Raw genomic sequence first — 16,936 nt, forward strand, 5'->3', positions numbered from 1 at the left:
GAGTGTGAGTGATTAGTGTGAGTGTGAGCAAAACATATAAGAACTTACTGACACACCCACTCACACTGACACTCAAAACTGTCGCTATATATCCATTAAATTACACTTTAGATTAGGAGATTTGCATTAAGTTTAGCAATATAAGATTAATTTAATAAATTATTAGGGGGGCTTTATGGACGGGAAGGTTAAGATTATACAGCAGACCTTAGATGTTAATCAAGAAGAAGCACAAACAGCTCTTAAGTTGGCTGAAAATGATTTAGAAAAAGCATTGTATATGGGTGATTATGTAGCCAGAGATTATATTCTGCTTCAAATCAAATTCAGTTCAGGAGCTAGTAATCATAATAAGAACTATGGGCTGATTGGAATTGTTTGGAATGGAAAAGAAGGGGAGTTTATCAACAATGATGTTGCTATCAATGATAAAGATCTAATTTCTAATATAGAATTAAAAGTCAATCCCCAAGTTTTTATGAAAGCTTTGCAAAAGATAAAAGATGAGAAGAACTTTAATTTAGAATATCAAATCAAGAAGAAATTAGAGGAAATATTTAATCCAACAATTATTTTTAAGATATTCAAATTAAGTAAGGAAGATAATATAGAGCAGTTAAATAATTTTATTAAAGAAAAGCTGATGAATGTTCTTGAGGGATCTTTAGATTTAGACTTATATCTAGAAATGATAACCAAGACAAAATTAAGGAACCTCTTTCCTGAGTTCTTTCAAGACCCTGCTGTAGAAGAAATAGATGAAGTAGAAACTAAAGAAACAGGAAAGTTAACAAAGGCTGGTCTTAATATTAATTTAAGTTGTGTACCTATTATCTCAGCTACTAAAGGTAAAAAAATAAGTGAGATGAATATAGGTGATAAGATCAAAGTTAAGATTACAGATCGTAAAGAGATTGGTCAGTATCTCAATAGATTGCTCAAAGATTCTTCAGGTACTGCTACAGGGGTTATAACTAAGATGGCCTTCAATGAAAAGCTAAGACGCTATTCTGTTGTGGTGCAATTTGGACCTAATATCTACGGTAATTTAATTGTAGAGCCTGAAGTTAAGATAAGTACTACAGGTAACGAAATGGATATCAATAAAAGGACCAATATAATTATCACTAACAAAAACAACTTAACGATTCTTTCAATTGTTATGATTATAATTATTCTAGGCATTATCTTTTATAATATATATTATCTTTAATTAGGATATAATATTATTTCAGAAACTATAATTAACTTCAAAATATAAATCACAAAATAATTCATATTATTATATAAAAATACAGCTACATTGGAAATTATATAATATGGTTAAAGTAAAAAACTATTCTAGCTAAGTTCATTTAGTAAAAGGGTGAAGGCCATGGATCAAAAAATTGGAGTAATACAACAGACTGCAGAAATAAATCAAGATGAGGCTAAACAGGCTTTAAAATTAGCTGAAGGTGATTTAGATAAGGCATTACAGATGGTGGATTATGTCAGCCAAAGTTATATGATTATTCATGGTAGAGTCAGTTATGGCTCTTATAATAAGACCTATCTTTTGTTCAGTATTGTAAGTAATGGTAAAGATGGCGAGATATTAAAATCTGATCTGGTAAAAACCTCTAAGGAGGATGTAGAGAATATAAACCTTAATATAGATCATCAGGTTTTTATCAAAACTTTAACCGATATTGGTATTAAAAGTAAAAAGAGTATCAATTCTAAAGAATCTCAACTAAAGTTTGAAAGATTATTTACAGCTGCAGAGATATTTGAATTGTTTACTTTAATAAAAGCAGATGATTTGTCTAAATTTAAAGTAATCTTCAAAGAGAAGTTAGAAGAATTTCTTAAAGAGGAGATAAATTTAAGGTTATTTGCTAAGACTTTAACTAAGGTTAAGCTAAAAACCTATTATTCTGAGCTCTTTCCTCCAGAGGAGGAATTTGAAGATAATAATGATAATTCTGTTGAAACGAAAACAGATGATAAAAAATTAGGTTTAGATATAAACCTGACTTGTCAACCTGTAATTTCTCCTAGTAATGGAAAGAGAATTGAAGAGTTACTTCAAGGTGATGAGATTTTAGTTAAAATCAGTGACAACAGTGAGATGGGCAGATATTTAGCTAGTCTATTAAAGGATTCAACAGGGATGATTAAAGGTTCGATTGAAGCTAGAAATTTTAATCCAGATACAGAAAGATACTGGGTGCTGATTAAATTTGGCCCCAATATTTATGGAAACTTATCAATCAGTCCACAGATTAAGATATCAACACCAAAGATAGAAGATCAAAAGATAGATAATAAAGAAGGAGCAATTATAGATCAAAGAACCTTTATGCTATTATTCTTTATAGTATTGTTTATAATTATAATCATCTTTATCCTAATCATCTTTTAATCCTTAATCTCTTCTATAATATAAACTGCTACATATCTATCTATGATATCAGTTAAGATGATAATAGGATTATCTGTGACATTAATGAATTTCAAATCCTTTTTTTGAGGAACTATTGTGGCATCTCTACCATCTTGTATATAAGAGAGGGCTTTACTGTGGCGGTGCCTTTCTGTAACTTTAAGCTTTGCTTCTAAAATAGCGTTATAAAGGGTTGTAGAAACTTGGCAGATACCTCCACCAACTTTAGGAATAAATTTGCCAGAATCGATAATTGGTGCTTTTTTGTATCCTTTCTCTAGACTAGGTAGTCCGATAATCTTGTTAAAGGAGAATTCTTCTCCTTTTTTAAGTTGATAGTAATTAATATCTTTAAGAGCTATTTGGATATTGTTTCTGCGATTGACTGAATTGTTTGCAAGATAAGTTGTGTAATGACCTACTAGTTTACCTTTAACATTTATTCTTTTTAAATAGAGGCTATCCTTCTGATTAAGAACTTTCTTAGTAATAGTAGGAGCTATAGTAGTATAAGAGCAACTTATATCATCTCTTACTTTAGCAGCTAGGATATTTTTTAATGTTCTTTTGATATTGACTGACCTACCAAACTTGCTATCAAAGGTTTTGTTATGGAAGATAAAAGCATTTTGAGGTTCTATACTCTTTTCTTGAGATAATTTGTGTAAAAGTCGATTGATTTGGTGGATATTTAATCCTCCTATGTTCAGCCCTTCTAATAATACTCCAGGTTGTGCCAGCTTAAGAAAGGATGAATCATCAGAATTCGGATTGCTTTTATCTATCTCTGTTCTTATCTTTTCTTTTGATTTAGAGAAGTGATGTTTATCTGGTTTTGAGATGATAAAACTAAGAATCAAGGTAACCAGTACTATTAAGATTACAATTGAATTTGATTTTTTATTATTGTGATTCATTATTTTATCCCCCATTCTTTAATATATTTTTATAATTTGTCAAAATGATTATAAGTATGTATTAGATTTAATTCCATAATTAGCAGATAATTATAACCTTTTGAAAAATTTAAAAGGTGATATAGTCACTCAAGATTAAGGCAGACCAGAAATATATTGCTATATAGAGATAATGCGACACTTCTTTCGAGTTGATAGTTGATAGTGTATAGTTGATAGTAAAAAGATTAAAAGCTTTATGATTTAAGGCTTTGTACTTAACTATCCACTATAAACTATACACTATACACTGGGGTTTAAAAGTGTCGCAATATATCCATTAAGGTTTAGCTTAGAGTTGTTTGTCTATAATTACTTTTATCAATCTTTATATAATTTTATCTTAATAATCACCTCCATTACTACATATAGTTATAGTAACTTCAGAAGATTTTATATTCTGAAGTGGTTTTTAAAAGCTTATAAAAGGGGGGATAAAGTGTTTTCAAATCCCTTAATAGATTTAAATGGATTGTTATTAGACGAATTAATTAGAGATCTGGCTATAATAGAAATTGATAACTTTCAAAACTGGGAGATAGATCATGTTACAGATAACTCCAAAAATATCAAAGATAACTCTTTGTTTGTAGCTATTAAAGGATTTAATGTAGATGGACATAACTACATTGATGAAGCTATAAATCGGGGGGCTGTTGCAATTATTGGTGAGGATAAGGTTGAAATAGATCAAAATTTTACTTATATTAGGGTTGAAAATAGTCGTAAAACACTGGCAGAGCTGGTTAATAGAATATATAATAATCCTAGTCAAAAACTAAGAATAATTGGAGTTACTGGTACAGCAGGAAAGACGACTACAAGTGCTATGATAGACCATATCATAATTAAAATAGTCGGTAAGAGTGGATTAATTGGGACATTATACAATAAAATTGGATCTAAGCACCTACAAGCTCCTAACAAATGCACTACACCAGATATTATAACTTTAAATAAATTCTTTGCTAAGATGAGAGAAGCTAAGGTAGATTACTTGGCCATGGAAGTATCTTCTCATGGATTAAAGTTAGATCGGGTCTGGGGTGTAGATTATGATGTGGGTATCTTTACCAATTTATCCTATGATCATATGGAGTTTCATCAGACTTTAAAGGATTACTATCAAAGTAAAGAGCGATTATTTAGATATTTAGCTGAAGATAAGGCAGCGGTTTTCAATTTAGATGATAAATATACTAGTAAGTTAATAGAGATTACCAAAGCAAATATATATACTTATGGCATCTCTAATAAGGATGCAGATATTACAGCTGAAGATATAAAATTAGCTGAAGATGGTCTTGAATTTAGAATTAGTATTAATCGTGATATTATTAGTAACCTTGGAAAGATGGTTCATCCTACTGCTTTTAGATTAAAAACACCATTATTAGGTTATCATAATATATACAATATTTTAGCCGCTTTTACTACAGCATTAATTTTAGGTTTTTCTCTAATAAAGGTTAAAACTGCTATAGAATCCTTTAGAGGAATTAAAAGAAGGATGGAAGTAATTTATAAGCAAGATTTTACTATTATCGATGATTTTGCTCACAACCCAGCAAGTCTAATCGCTAATTTTAAAACTCTTAAAAAATTCGAATATAATAATTTAATTATGTTACACTTCTTAAAAGGTAAGCGAGGAGTTCAAGCTAATCGTTTAAATGCCCAGTTAATCAGTAATTGGGCTAAAGAAATTAATTTAACAGACCTTATCACTACTAGAGCTGAAGATGAGGTAATCTCTAAGAATAAGGTATTACTAGAGGAGGAAGCAATTTTCACTTCAGTTATTAGAGGTAATGGCATCAATATCGAAAATACTGATAAATTAAGAGAAGCTATCAAATCGGCTTTAGCAAAAGTTAAGAAGAATGATCTTTTATTGATAGTTGGAGGTCCAGGTTTGGATAAGGCTGCAGAGTTGATTAGAGAATATCTTTAAATTATTAATAAATATAATGGGGATATTGGGACAGCTTAGATGTTGGGTGGATAGGTGGTTTGGTAGATGGGTTAAACCTAACTACCTATCCCTAAACTACCTAATTACTAAAACTAAAGTGTCATAACATCTATCTTTTGTCTTACCTTTTCTAAAACATAAGACAAGCTACAAATAATAGTTTTTTATTACCATAAATAAGATTGATAATAAATTGATAAAATAATAAAAAATAATCTAATAAAAATTATCCATTTTATTGACATTTCCCATTCTTTACGAAATAATAATAAAGGATAATTTTAACTTTATCACTAAATTTAATAGATGATTTTATAAATTATTTTGTAATCATATTGGTTTATAAAAATAATTTTAAGGAGGGATACAATATGGAAGGAAAGAGATTTGTAGCAGAGTTATCAAATGCAGTGGGGGTATCTGGTTATGAGCAGAAGATATCTAAGCAGGTAGCCCAAGAGTTTGATAAATATACTGATGAGATTGAATATGATGCTTTGGGTAATCTTATCTCTTGCAAAAGGGGGACAGGTAATTTTTCTGAATTGAAGATTATGCTAGCAGCCCATATGGATGAGATTGGGTTGATGGTTACTAAGATAGAAGAAGGTGGATTCTTACGATTTACTCCTGTAGGTGGTGTTGATCAAAGAACCTTAGTCGGTCAAGAGGTCATGGTTCATGGTAAAGCTAGTTTACAAGGAGTCATTGGAGCCAAGCCACCTCATATTCAAAGTGCTAAAGAGGTCACCAAGGCCTATAAAATGGAGGATATGTACATAGATTTAGGATTGACAGAAAAAGAGGTTAACTCTCAAATTAGAGTAGGTGATATTGTCTCTATTAAGAGGGAGTTTTGTGATTTAAAGAATGATAGAGTAACTGGAAAAGCCCTTGATGATAGAGCAGGTGTATTGATGATATTAGAAACACTCAAAAATTTAACTAAGTTAAAACATCAGATAGATGTCTATGGGGTAGCTACCGTTCAAGAAGAGGTTGGAGTTAGAGGTGCTATTACTAGTACCTATGGAATTGTTCCTGATATAGGAATTGCTATAGATGTCTGTCATGCCACTATGCCTGGTGTCAGTAAAGAGGATGCTGCTGAGTTAGGAAAAGGTCCTGCTATTGGTTTTGGTCCCCATGTCCATCCTAAGATATTTAAAAAGCTAACAGAGATAGCTAAAGAACTGGATATACCTTATCAAATAGAACCATCAAATCGTCCAGGCGGAACTGATGCTTATGCTATCCAAGTTACTCGTGCTGGAATTCCAACAGCATTGCTCTCTATTCCTTTAAGATATATGCATACTTCTGTAGAAACTGCTAGTTTAGATGATATTAAGCGGGGAGCTAGATTATTAGCCCATTTTATTGTAGAAATAAATGCTGAGTTTGTGGAGGGGTTAAGATGCTTTTAAAGAGATTAAGTGAAGCGATAGGTGTCTCAAGTAAAGAGGATGAAGTTAGGGATATAATCAGAAAAGAATTAGTCAACTATGTTGATGAATTAAGAACCGATGCTTTAGGTAATCTGATTGCTTATAAAAAAGGAAAGAAATCAAGTCCTAGGTTGATGATTGCAGCCCATATGGATGAGATTGGGCTAATGATTACTGATATTACTGATGATGGGTTATTAAGCTTTAAACCTGTTGGAGGGATAGATAAACGGGTCTTAGTATCAAAGCGGGTCTTGGTAGGTGATGATAAGATTCCTGGTGTGATTGGTGCTAAAGCAATCCATTTACAGAAACCTAATGAGAGAAAGAAACCTTTAGATTATAAGCAGCTATATATAGATATAGGTAGCAAAGACAAAAAAGAGAGTGAAAGTTTAATAGAGTTAGGTACTATGGCAAGTTTTGATAGTAAATATGAACAGTTAGGTAAAGATACTGTTAAAGGTAAGGCCTTTGATGATAGAGTGGGCTGTGCTGCTTTGATAGAACTAATGAAGAAGGATTATGATTTCCCAATCTATGGTGTCTTTACTGTACAAGAAGAGGTAGGTGCTCGCGGTGCTACTGTGGCAGCCTATGATATAGAGCCAGATTTAGCTTTAGTCCTTGAAGGTACTACAGCAGCAGATATTCCAGATATTAAAGAAGAAGGTCATGTTACCAGATTAGGTTCTGGGCCTGCACTAACCTTTAGAGATGGTGCGATGATTACCTATAAGCCCTTGTTAGATATGATTATTGAGGTAGCAGAGGATAATCAAATTAAGTACCAACTTAGAAAGTTTACTAAAGCAGGCACTGATGGTGGCAAGATTCATCTAACTCAAGAGGGGATTCCTACAGCAGTAATCTCTGTACCTTGCCGTTATATTCATTCACCAGCAGCTATTATGAATCTAAAAGATTATCAAGCTATGATAGATTTGACAGATAAATTCTGCCAAGATATTGAAAAAGGGGGTTTTGCTAATGAAAGAGTTGATTAGAGAGTTGGTAGAAACTTATGGTCCATCAGGACATGAAGATAGAGTTAGAGAGCTTATCAAAGCTAAAATTGAGGATAAGGTTGATGAGATAAGAACTGATAGTTTGGGGAATTTAATTGCCTTAAAGAAAGGGAAGGATTCTAGCAAAAGAGTAATGTTAGCAGCTCATATGGATGAGATTGGACTAATTGCTACCCATATTGATGATAATGGGTTTATTCGTTTCTCAAATGTTGGTGGAATCTCTCCATATATGTTATTAGGGGCTAGGGTTTTATTCAATGGTGAGACCGTTGGAGTTATCGACAAGGAGGGCAAAGTAGATGATATCAGCAAACTAAAACATGAGAAGCTCTATGCTGATATCGGTGCTACTAGCAAAGAGGAGGCAGAAAGCAAGGTTAAAGTTGGTGATACAGCTAGTTATTACCGTCAGATGGATGATTTGGGTGATAGGTTGGTCTCGAAAGCGATGGATGACAGGATTGGGTGTATAGTTTTAGTTGAAACCCTTAATCGTTTAGAGAATCCTCCTACTTATGATACCTATTTTGTCTTTACTGTGCAAGAAGAGGTAGGTTTAAGAGGTGCTAAGACTTCATCCTTTGGTATCAATCCTGATTTAGGTATTGCTGTAGATGTAACTTTAACAGGTGACATGCCAGAAGCAAAAAGAATGGAGGTTGGTCTAGGTAAAGGTCCTGCAATTAAAATCAAAGACAGATCAGTACTGGTTCATCCTAAGGTTAAGAATTTAATGATTGATCTAGCCGAAGAGAAGAATATTCCTTATCAATTGGAGGTCTTAGTAGCTGGGGGAACAGATGCAGGGGCAATCCATTTAACAAGAGAAGGTATTCGCTCTGGAGCATTGTCAATTCCTTGCCGTTATGTACATTCTCCATCAGAGATGATTGATATTAATGATATAGATAATGGTATTGAATTATTAACAGAGCTTCTAGAAAGCAGTTATACAGGATTATTTGAATAAAGTGATTAAATAATTAGGAGTTATGGGGGTTCTTCGTAACTCCTTTAATTAATTAAAAATATTCTTAATATAGTTGACAAAGCTATTTTTTTAATATATAATAACGATATCGAAAATCATTTTCAATTAGTTAAAAAGAATTAAGTTTTTACTCCAAGTTTATATCAAAAAAATATATCAAATATAAAGCAGGGCATTAATGCCCTGCTTTATATTTTTTGATCAACTAAAATCTTAACCTCTTAGCTTTAAATCTCTCAAATTCTATAAAAGTCTTAGCTCTTGGGAATAAATTGCTATTAGCTATCAAGAAAAAAGGCCCATCATAATTCCTCCTTATTATAGTAAATACTAATTGGTATATTACCAAACTTTCATGTCGGGATTCAGGAATCTGGAACATGTGTTTATAACTGATTCTTGACTACTGATTCCAGATTCCTGAAAGTGTCTTAATATCTCTAAATTCTTTCATTTTGAGAACAAAAGACTTCAATACAATCTTTCATTATAATGGATAAAATATTACTTTATCACTTCTAAAGATTAAAATAAAAGGGATAAAGCATGTATTTTAAAATATCATAATACATAATCTAATAATAGTAATAAAATTACTAACTAGTAACTGCTAAGCAGTAGAGTTAGGTTTATTGGTGCTAAATGCTTATTGCTAGTCACTAATCAAAGGGGGTTAACCGTGAAGAAGATTAAAGTGATTACTACAGGTGGCACGATTGCTATGGGAGAGGATAAGTCTACTCATCAGATAGTCCCTAAATTATCAGGGGAGGAACTATTAAGTCATGTACCCCAATTGAATAATATGGCTAAACTAGATTTAATCCAATACACCAATCTAGATAGTTCACAACTAACACCTAGGATGATTTGGGATTTGGCTAAGTTAGTAGAGAATTCTTTGGCAGAAACAGAGATTAGTGGAGTATTGATCACCCATGGTACTGATACTTTAGAAGAGACAGCATATTTACTAGATTTGCTCTTAGATACAGCTAAACCTGTTGTAATTACAGGGGCATTAAGAAGTTTTAATCAGCTCAGCTCTGATGGAGAAGCCAACTTATCACAGGCCCTACAGACTATTATTGAACCCCATAGTAAGAATAAAGGGGTCTTAGTAGTACTAAATAATCAAATTCATGCAGCTAGATTTGTGGCTAAGGTTCACACTAATAAATTGACAGCTTTTTCATCTATAAATGCAGGTCCAATAGGTCATATTGATCATTGTGGTGTCCATTATTTTTATGATTTAGTCAAACAGATTACTATTAAACCCGAAGAGTTAGAGGAACGTGTAGAGATTATTAAATTATCTGTTGGTAGTAGTGATAAGTTGCTTCAGGCAGCCTTAGATTATGAATACAAAGGATTAGTCTTAGAAGGCTTTGGTTTGGGGACCCTACCTAAGAAGATAACTTCAGGATTACTAAGAGCAAAAGAAGAGGGTATACCTATAGTAGTAACTTCACGTTGCTTAGAAGGTCGAGTCTATAATCTCTATGGTGCTTCAGCAGGAGGAGCTAATATAGCAGATATGGATATAATCTTTGCTGGAAATCTTAACAGTACTAAAGCAAGGCTAGCATTGATGTTACTATTAGGTGAAGGACTTTCTAAAAATGAAATTAGAAGATATTTTGGATTTAAATTGAAGATGTAAACTGAGTTTAAGCAGTAAACACTGATGAAATAGAATATTTTACTTAAAATATGATAAAATAAACTCTTGGTGATTTATGGCTTCTCAGAAAGGAGGATATTGTAGTGAAAGATTATAAAATCTTAAAAACAATTGCACTCTTATTAAAGGTTCTAGCTGTAATTGGATTTATCGGTAGCTTTATAACAACTATTGGTAGTATCTTTGCTGGAGGGATGACCCCTGCAATGGGTCAAAATCGAATTATCATACTCTTTAATAATCTCTTTCCTATATACTTTGGTGTCTTACAGGCTGTTATCTTATATGGTTTAGGAGAGCTGCTTTTGGTCTTTATTGATATTAAAACAGATTTAAGTAGAATTAACAGAAAGATTAATCAATAATTCAGTTAAATCATAGTAAATTAATAATACTTATTCCCATCATATAAATTTATGATTTATTTTAAAATCTTGACATTACTCTAAAGAGATGATATATTTGTTTACATAATATATAATAGTTGAGATAAAATAAAGACTGGTCTCTGAATCTTTGATTAATTAAGGCCTTTCCATTCCTAAACATTAAGGGGTGTAAGGGTCTTTTAATTTAATATCTAACAATTATTAGAAGTAGAGGAGGAGTTTATATGTCAGAGAATAATCAATGGGGGAGTAGACTAGGTTTTATCTTAGCTACTGTTGGTTCAGCAGTAGGACTAGGTAATATCTGGCGTTTTAGCTATGTTGCCTATGAGAATGGAGGAGGCGCATTTCTAATCCCATATTTAGTAGCATTATTAACAACAGGGATTCCATTATTGATTTTAGAGTTTGGCTTTGGTACTAAGATGAGAGGTTCAACGGTATTGGCTTATAAGAAGCTATCTCGTAAATGGGAGTGGATTGGCTGGTGGCCTGTTATTAGTGTATTTATTTTACTTACTTATTATATGGTTATTGTAAGTTGGAGCCTGAAATATATCTTTTATGCTCTTAATCAAGCATGGGGGGCTAATCCAGAAGCCTTCTTTTATGGAAGCAATTTGCAATTAACATCAGGAGTAGATACCTTAGGTGGAATAAATCTTACGGTATTAATCGGTGTAATAGCTTTATGGGCTATCAACTACTTTATTGTTTACAATGGTATAGAAACCGGTATTGAAAAAGCAACTAAAATCTTTATGCCATTATTAGCACTATTAATGTTAATTATTACAATTAGAGGGATCACTTTACCTGGAGCAGTTACTGGAATTAACAAGTTCCTAAATCCAGATTTTTCACAGCTACTAAACTCTAAGGTCTGGTTAGCAGCCTACGGTCAGATATTCTTTACCTTAAGTGTCTGTTTTGGAGTAATGATAACCTATGCCAGTTATCTTCCTAAGGATTCAGATATAGTTAATAATTCATTTATCACAGCCCTTGCCAACTGTGCTTTCAGCTTTATTGTGGGGATAGGGGTCTTTGGTATTTTAGGTTATATGGCTACTCATAGTGGGGTACCCTTAGAAGAGGTGGTTACTCAAAGTATAGGACTAGCTTTTATCGCTTTTCCTAAAGCTATTAATATGTTACCTGCTTTTAATACCTTGTTTGGATTATTATTCTTTTCAGCCTTAGTAATTGCTGGGTTATCTTCAAGTATATCTATGGTAGAAGCAGTAGTAAAGCCTCTTAATGACAAGTTTGGCTGGAGTAGAAAGAAGGCAGCTACTGTAGTAGTTATATTAGGGGTTCTAGGGAGTTTGATTTTTACTACAGGAGCAGGACTTTATTTCTTAGATATAATTGATTACTTTAATATGCAATTTGGTATAGTAATGATTGGAATCCTACAGTGTATTGCAATAGGATGGATTTATAAAGCAAGTAAATTACGAGAGTTCTTCAACCCTATCTCCAACTTCCAAATTGGTAGTTGGTGGGACTTTACAATTAAATACCTTACTCCATTGGTCTTAGCAGTTATGCTGATCTTAAGTTTTATCAGTGAGATTAAAGGTGGTTATGAGGGTTATCCAATTTCAGGTCTGAGAATTGGTTGGTTAGTAGCACTTTCTGCTCTGATATTAGCTATAATTTTAGGTTCTATCAAGTGGAGCAAAAAGGATAATTAATAATAAAAGGAGATGATTTCTGTACTCTACAGAAATCATCTCCTTTTATTATTAAGAACTATATACTTTATAAAATTATATTTTTTTATTTGTGACTCACTTGTAAGTCAATTGTAATTAATCAGATAGAAGAAGATGTTAAAGTTAGATAAGGAGTAAATTATAGATAATTGCTGAGACTATCTATATGGTGAAAAAAATTGTTAACCACAAGTTTTAACCTGTGTGTCTTATAAAGCCTACGAGTTAAAACCCGTAGCTAATTAAAATGTTAACTCTTTAATGCCATATATATCTATAAGATTTCTGTCAACTTCTCAGCACTATAAATGAAAGGCTATTAGGCAAGTGGATATGATTTGCATTAAAGGAGGTTATTAAGATGACTGTAGTTGATGTATTAATCAGTAGTTTAAAAAATTGGGACAAGCTTAGTGCTCTAAATCAAATTAATGACTTTAAAGGGATGTTAGATTCTATATTATTACACTTAGGGATAATAGTTGAAATTACTAATAAATCTAAGGAAGATTTATTAGTAAAATTGGAAGAAAGAGTTGAATATCTAATTGAAGAGGAAGGAATTGATGGAGATTTATTGGTAATGGGACTGGTTAATTTCATCACTGAAAGTTTAGAGGCAACTTTAATGAAGCAAGGTCAGACTATAGTACTAGATGAACAGCTTCTTTCTTCTAAGCAAACTAACCTAGATTTGAAGAATAGGCTTTCATCTAGTTTGAAGAAGTTAAAAAAAGACAGTTTTTATAAAAGAGCTACTAAAGAACTAGACCAATGGAAGGCTATTGTAACAACCAATTTTACTAAAGGTAAGCGAGCTCAATGGAAAAAGGAGTCTTTGCAAGTAGCTACTGAAGATTTAGATAAGTATTTTTGCCAGATTCCTCAAAATATTTTGGAGATTTTATTTGATATACCAATCATTAAACTTATAACTAAGATTGATTTATCCAATATCAAAGATTTAAGTTATAGTGAAGCTTTGAAATTAAGAGAAGAGTTACTCTAGTTATTAAAGGGAATAGCTTTGTAATTTTAGAGTGTAATGTAGACTACTTATTTAATTTAAGATTGAGCCCAAGTCCAAGTAAAACATTAAAGTTATTTTTTAGCAATGGCTATGCTATATAAAGGAGGGGATAATTATGTTAGAGTCTTTAAAGAAGATGGTGACATTAAGAAATAAGTTGTTGGTATTTATATTGCTCCCTTTTATAATAATCGGTCTTTGGAATCTGAAAAGTACCAATAAGTTAATAGGTACTAATGTCACTAAGATAATAGAGAGAAGTGGTTATGAGAATGTTGAAAATGGTTCTAATGTTATTGCTAATTGGCTAAGATCAAAAGAGAATGAATTGTTTGTAATATCTAAACTAGTTGATTTAGAAGTAGGCTGGAATAGAAATGAGCAGAAGGGATGGAGAATAATCAAGCAGTTAATTAAAGCTGATAATTCTAAGGGGAAAGATAACTTTATGTTAATGGATTTAGATGGTAGAGGATGGACTAGCTATGCTGATAAGGTGCTAAACTTAGCAGATAGGGATTACTTTCAAGAGGCTAAAGAGAGTAATAGTTTAGTGGTAAGTGATCCTAGAAAATCTGAAATTATGGATAGAGATGTTATTGTAATTACTATACCTATCAAAGACGATAGTGGAAGGATTATAGCTTATTTGGGGCAGAGTCTAGCTTTAACAGATTTAGAAAAGATAGTAGGTGGCTTTAAATTAGGTAATAAGGGTTATGGATACTTAGTTCAAAAAAATGGTAAGATATTTGCCCATCCTAGCAAGAAGCAAGAACTGAATATTTTACAAAGAGATGCTAATGAAGCTGTTATTGGTAACAATATTGTCACAGGGGAAGAAGGTTTTGCTGTTTATAAATTAAATGATGCTAAGAGATATATTTTTTATCATCCTATCGCTGGTGTAAGTTGGTCATTGGTCTTAACTGCTCCTGCCAATGAGCTAACCTCGGTAATAGACTTAATGATTGAAGAGATTGGTCAAGGATATTTACTACTATTGTTAGTTATATTTCTTATCATCTTCTTAGTAACTACTAGTGTCTCTAAAAATGTAAAGAGAATCGGTAGAGTATTAGATAAAATGGCCCATGGTGATTTTAGTGAGAAGATAAAGCCCAAAGGTTTAGATGAACTAGCTAGAATGTCAGAGGATATCAATGAAGTTATTGACTCTTTAAGTAGTACTATTAGTAGTATTAAAGATTTTTCACTAAATATAGCCAATTCTTCTGATGAGATAGCAGAGGGAAATAATGAACTTTCTGATCGGACTCAAAATAATGCATCATCCTTAGAAGAGATTTCAGCCACTATAGAAGAGATAAACTCCTCAATGCAAGAGGTCTCATCTAATTCAGAGGAGGCTAGTAATTTATCACAAAATACGATGAAATCCTTAAAGAATGGTAGTAATGTTGTTAAAGAAACTATAGAGGCTATAGGAGAGATAAGTGACCATAGTGAAAGGATTTCAGAGATTATAGGAACTGTCAATGAAATTGCTTCTCAAACTAATCTATTGGCTTTAAACGCTGCAGTAGAAGCAGCTAGAGCAAGTGAGAATGGTAAAGGTTTTGCCGTAGTAGCTGATGAAGTTAGAAGTTTAGCTGAAAGAACTGCCGAATCTGCCAATCAGATAGAAAAGTTGATTAAGAGTATTATCAAAAAAATAGTACATGGCAACAACTTAGTCAATGAAACTGGTGATACTTTAGAAGATATTGTAGAGAATAGTAAAGAGGTTCATAAAGCTATTAGAAATATATCTATCTCTACTGGGGAACAAGCTGCTGCTATTGAACAGACCCAGCAGGCTTTAGAAGAGATTAATCAGGGAACACAAGATAATGCTGCTATGGTAGAAGAGATAGCTAGTTCCAGCGAAGAATTGAATAAAGAGTCTGTAGAGATGGCTAAATTGGTTGAGAAATTTCAGGTTAGAAAAGCTGAGCAACAGAATCTAGAGTTATTAAATTTAATTAAGTCTCAGTTAGAGGAGCAAGGTAATAATAAAAAAACTAATGCAGTAAAAAATGATAAAGATAAAAATGATCGATCTATTGATTTATCTGGACTTGATTTATCAAATTTAGAGATCGAAGGATTAGATGAGATGGATTTTTAAATTATATTAAAGGGGTAGCTAGCCTCTTAGATAGTCAAATTAAAGTAGCATTACCTGAGAAAAAAGTAGTATAACAATAAATTAATAAGAAGGTATTAGTTGATCAAAACAATATAGTTTAATTTAAATCTATCTTAATCATTCAGGTTTTATATCTTTATTTTGATTTGCTAGGAGGCGATTATGATGAAGATTGAATTAGAAGATAGAAAGGATATAGTTATTATTCATTTGCAGGGGGACTTAGATGTCTTCACAGTTGATACTTTAATCAATAAATTTGAAGAGTTGAAATATGATTATAAAAATATTGTCTTTAATTTTGCAGAAGTAAATTTCATTGACTCTATTGGAATAGAAAATATCATTAAACTTTTTCAAGAAAACCCTAATCATAACTATTTGATTAATAATTTAAACTCTGAAGTGGAAGAATTGTTTAATATCTTAAATTTAAAAGAACTGTTAGGTAGCTCAACTTTTGTAAAGAAGTTAGAAGAAAGGAAGATAAATTAAGGAACTAAATTATTATCTAGATAATTGGAGGGAGGATATGAAGAAGCCAAAAGCCTGTCATAGAGAAGAAAAGAGAGAAATAGATCAAATTATTGAAGAGGCACTATCAAGGGTTAATTCTATCGATTGTACTAAAATAGATTCTCCTTTATTAACATTTTGTAACTTAAACAAGATTGTAGAAGATACTGTTGTCTATTTAGAAAGGGTCAATCAAGGGGGTGATAATAAATAATATTTATTTTTAAAAGGGGGTCCCAATATGCAAAAAGATAATCTTTCTTCCTTGAATACGCAAATAGCTTTATGTATTCAGAAGATGAGATATACAGAAGCTAAGCTAGTTAATGAAACGATTAAAAAAGAGGGAGATTTAAAATTAGTAAAGGACTATCAGAAAGATTTAGAAGTTTATATTAAAGAATTAGATTCTTTAAGAAGAGAGCGAGCTTATTATTTCAACCATGGCTAAAGAACTTGGTCAGTAGTGATATCATTTAAGATGATTTCTGTATTTTATAGGAGTCATCTTAATATAGATAAACAACTCTAGAATGAAACAATAGAAAGATAATGTAACACTTTTGTGTCAGGAATCGGGAATCTGGAATCAGTCTGTTTTACTGATAACTG

General features: G+C 32.0%; 15 protein-coding genes. 14 read left to right on the forward strand and 1 reads right to left on the reverse strand.

The genetic code is table 11. The features are described from left to right. Positions 1-175: 175 nt before the first annotated feature. Together ACTCDL_RS07515 and ACTCDL_RS07520 are read left to right on the forward strand one after the other, a co-directional pair. On the forward strand, positions 176-1,213 hold the full coding sequence (locus tag ACTCDL_RS07515; RefSeq protein WP_463175533.1) for a hypothetical protein: 1,038 nt from the start codon (positions 176-178) through the stop codon (positions 1,211-1,213). A gap of 162 nt (positions 1,214-1,375) precedes the next feature. Continuing rightward, complete coding sequence (locus ACTCDL_RS07520; protein ID WP_463175534.1) at positions 1,376-2,407, forward strand: hypothetical protein; 1,032 nt, start codon at positions 1,376-1,378, stop codon at positions 2,405-2,407. Here the strand turns inward: ACTCDL_RS07520 and ACTCDL_RS07525 are convergent. Then, the gene (locus ACTCDL_RS07525; RefSeq protein ID WP_463175535.1) at positions 2,404-3,345 is read right to left on the reverse strand and encodes a VanW family protein; all 942 of its coding nucleotides are present in this window, start codon (positions 3,343-3,345) and stop codon (positions 2,404-2,406) included. The genes ACTCDL_RS07520 and ACTCDL_RS07525 overlap by 4 nt on opposite strands. Positions 3,346-3,823: 478 nt before the next feature. Here ACTCDL_RS07525 and ACTCDL_RS07530 point away from each other — a divergent pair, with 478 nt between their 5' ends. The 12 genes from ACTCDL_RS07530 to ACTCDL_RS07585 all read left to right on the forward strand — a co-directional run bounded on the left by ACTCDL_RS07530 (position 3,824) and on the right by ACTCDL_RS07585 (position 16,775). Beyond that, positions 3,824-5,338, forward strand: coding sequence for a Mur ligase family protein (locus ACTCDL_RS07530; protein WP_463175536.1), 1,515 nt, complete (start codon positions 3,824-3,826; stop codon positions 5,336-5,338). A 392-nt stretch (positions 5,339-5,730) separates the two neighbouring features. Beyond that, entirely contained in the window at positions 5,731-6,786 is a 1,056-nt protein-coding gene (locus tag ACTCDL_RS07535; protein ID WP_463175537.1) for a M42 family metallopeptidase, read from the forward strand. Then, a complete protein-coding gene (locus ACTCDL_RS07540; RefSeq protein WP_463175539.1) occupies positions 6,777-7,814 on the forward strand; it encodes a M42 family metallopeptidase in 1,038 nt (345 codons plus the stop codon). The genes ACTCDL_RS07535 and ACTCDL_RS07540 overlap by 10 nt, the downstream gene beginning before the upstream one ends. Beyond that, entirely contained in the window at positions 7,798-8,808 is a 1,011-nt protein-coding gene (locus ACTCDL_RS07545; RefSeq protein WP_463175540.1) for a M42 family metallopeptidase, read from the forward strand. Before ACTCDL_RS07540 ends, ACTCDL_RS07545 begins: the two co-directional genes overlap by 17 nt. A 700-nt stretch (positions 8,809-9,508) precedes the next feature. Continuing rightward, on the forward strand, positions 9,509-10,495 hold the full coding sequence (locus ACTCDL_RS07550; RefSeq protein ID WP_463175541.1) for an asparaginase: 987 nt from the start codon (positions 9,509-9,511) through the stop codon (positions 10,493-10,495). Between the two features lie 104 nt (positions 10,496-10,599). Next, positions 10,600-10,881 carry a hypothetical protein gene (locus ACTCDL_RS07555; RefSeq protein WP_463175542.1) on the forward strand — a complete coding sequence of 94 codons (282 nt, stop codon included), beginning with the start codon at positions 10,600-10,602 and terminating at the stop codon, positions 10,879-10,881. A 248-nt stretch (positions 10,882-11,129) separates the two neighbouring features. Beyond that, positions 11,130-12,605: a sodium-dependent transporter gene (locus ACTCDL_RS07560; RefSeq protein ID WP_463175543.1), complete on the forward strand. Its 1,476-nt coding sequence runs from the start codon at positions 11,130-11,132 to the stop codon at positions 12,603-12,605. A gap of 382 nt (positions 12,606-12,987) precedes the next feature. Then, positions 12,988-13,635 (forward strand): hypothetical protein, encoded by a 648-nt coding sequence (locus ACTCDL_RS07565; RefSeq protein ID WP_463175545.1) that lies wholly within the window; start codon positions 12,988-12,990, stop codon positions 13,633-13,635. A gap of 136 nt (positions 13,636-13,771) precedes the next feature. Then, positions 13,772-15,787: a methyl-accepting chemotaxis protein gene (locus ACTCDL_RS07570; protein ID WP_463175546.1), complete on the forward strand. Its 2,016-nt coding sequence runs from the start codon at positions 13,772-13,774 to the stop codon at positions 15,785-15,787. A gap of 186 nt (positions 15,788-15,973) precedes the next feature. Beyond that, a complete protein-coding gene (locus ACTCDL_RS07575; protein WP_463175547.1) occupies positions 15,974-16,303 on the forward strand; it encodes an STAS domain-containing protein in 330 nt (109 codons plus the stop codon). A gap of 37 nt (positions 16,304-16,340) precedes the next feature. Further along, positions 16,341-16,538: a hypothetical protein gene (locus ACTCDL_RS07580; protein WP_463175549.1), complete on the forward strand. Its 198-nt coding sequence runs from the start codon at positions 16,341-16,343 to the stop codon at positions 16,536-16,538. Between the two features lie 27 nt (positions 16,539-16,565). Next, positions 16,566-16,775 carry a hypothetical protein gene (locus ACTCDL_RS07585; protein WP_463175550.1) on the forward strand — a complete coding sequence of 70 codons (210 nt, stop codon included), beginning with the start codon at positions 16,566-16,568 and terminating at the stop codon, positions 16,773-16,775. Positions 16,776-16,936: the final 161 nt, after the last annotated feature.

The sequence above is a fragment of the Orenia sp. genome, assembly GCF_055140805.1.

Bases quoted from the DNA above. Each gene is read 5' to 3' on its own strand.
- ACTCDL_RS07515 (WP_463175533.1), top strand. From the start codon at position 176: ATGGACGGGAAGGTTAAGATTATACAGCAGACCTTAGATGTTAATCAA.
- ACTCDL_RS07520 (WP_463175534.1), top strand. From the start codon at position 1,376: ATGGATCAAAAAATTGGAGTAATACAACAGACTGCAGAAATAAATCAA.
- ACTCDL_RS07525 (WP_463175535.1), bottom strand. From the start codon at position 3,345: ATGAATCACAATAATAAAAAATCAAATTCAATTGTAATCTTAATAGTA.
- ACTCDL_RS07535 (WP_463175537.1), top strand. From the start codon at position 5,731: ATGGAAGGAAAGAGATTTGTAGCAGAGTTATCAAATGCAGTGGGGGTA.
- ACTCDL_RS07540 (WP_463175539.1), top strand. From the start codon at position 6,777: ATGCTTTTAAAGAGATTAAGTGAAGCGATAGGTGTCTCAAGTAAAGAG.
- ACTCDL_RS07545 (WP_463175540.1), top strand. From the start codon at position 7,798: ATGAAAGAGTTGATTAGAGAGTTGGTAGAAACTTATGGTCCATCAGGA.
- ACTCDL_RS07560 (WP_463175543.1), top strand. From the start codon at position 11,130: ATGTCAGAGAATAATCAATGGGGGAGTAGACTAGGTTTTATCTTAGCT.
- ACTCDL_RS07565 (WP_463175545.1), top strand. From the start codon at position 12,988: ATGACTGTAGTTGATGTATTAATCAGTAGTTTAAAAAATTGGGACAAG.
- ACTCDL_RS07570 (WP_463175546.1), top strand. From the start codon at position 13,772: ATGTTAGAGTCTTTAAAGAAGATGGTGACATTAAGAAATAAGTTGTTG.
- ACTCDL_RS07575 (WP_463175547.1), top strand. From the start codon at position 15,974: ATGAAGATTGAATTAGAAGATAGAAAGGATATAGTTATTATTCATTTG.
- ACTCDL_RS07580 (WP_463175549.1), top strand. From the start codon at position 16,341: ATGAAGAAGCCAAAAGCCTGTCATAGAGAAGAAAAGAGAGAAATAGAT.
- ACTCDL_RS07585 (WP_463175550.1), top strand. From the start codon at position 16,566: ATGCAAAAAGATAATCTTTCTTCCTTGAATACGCAAATAGCTTTATGT.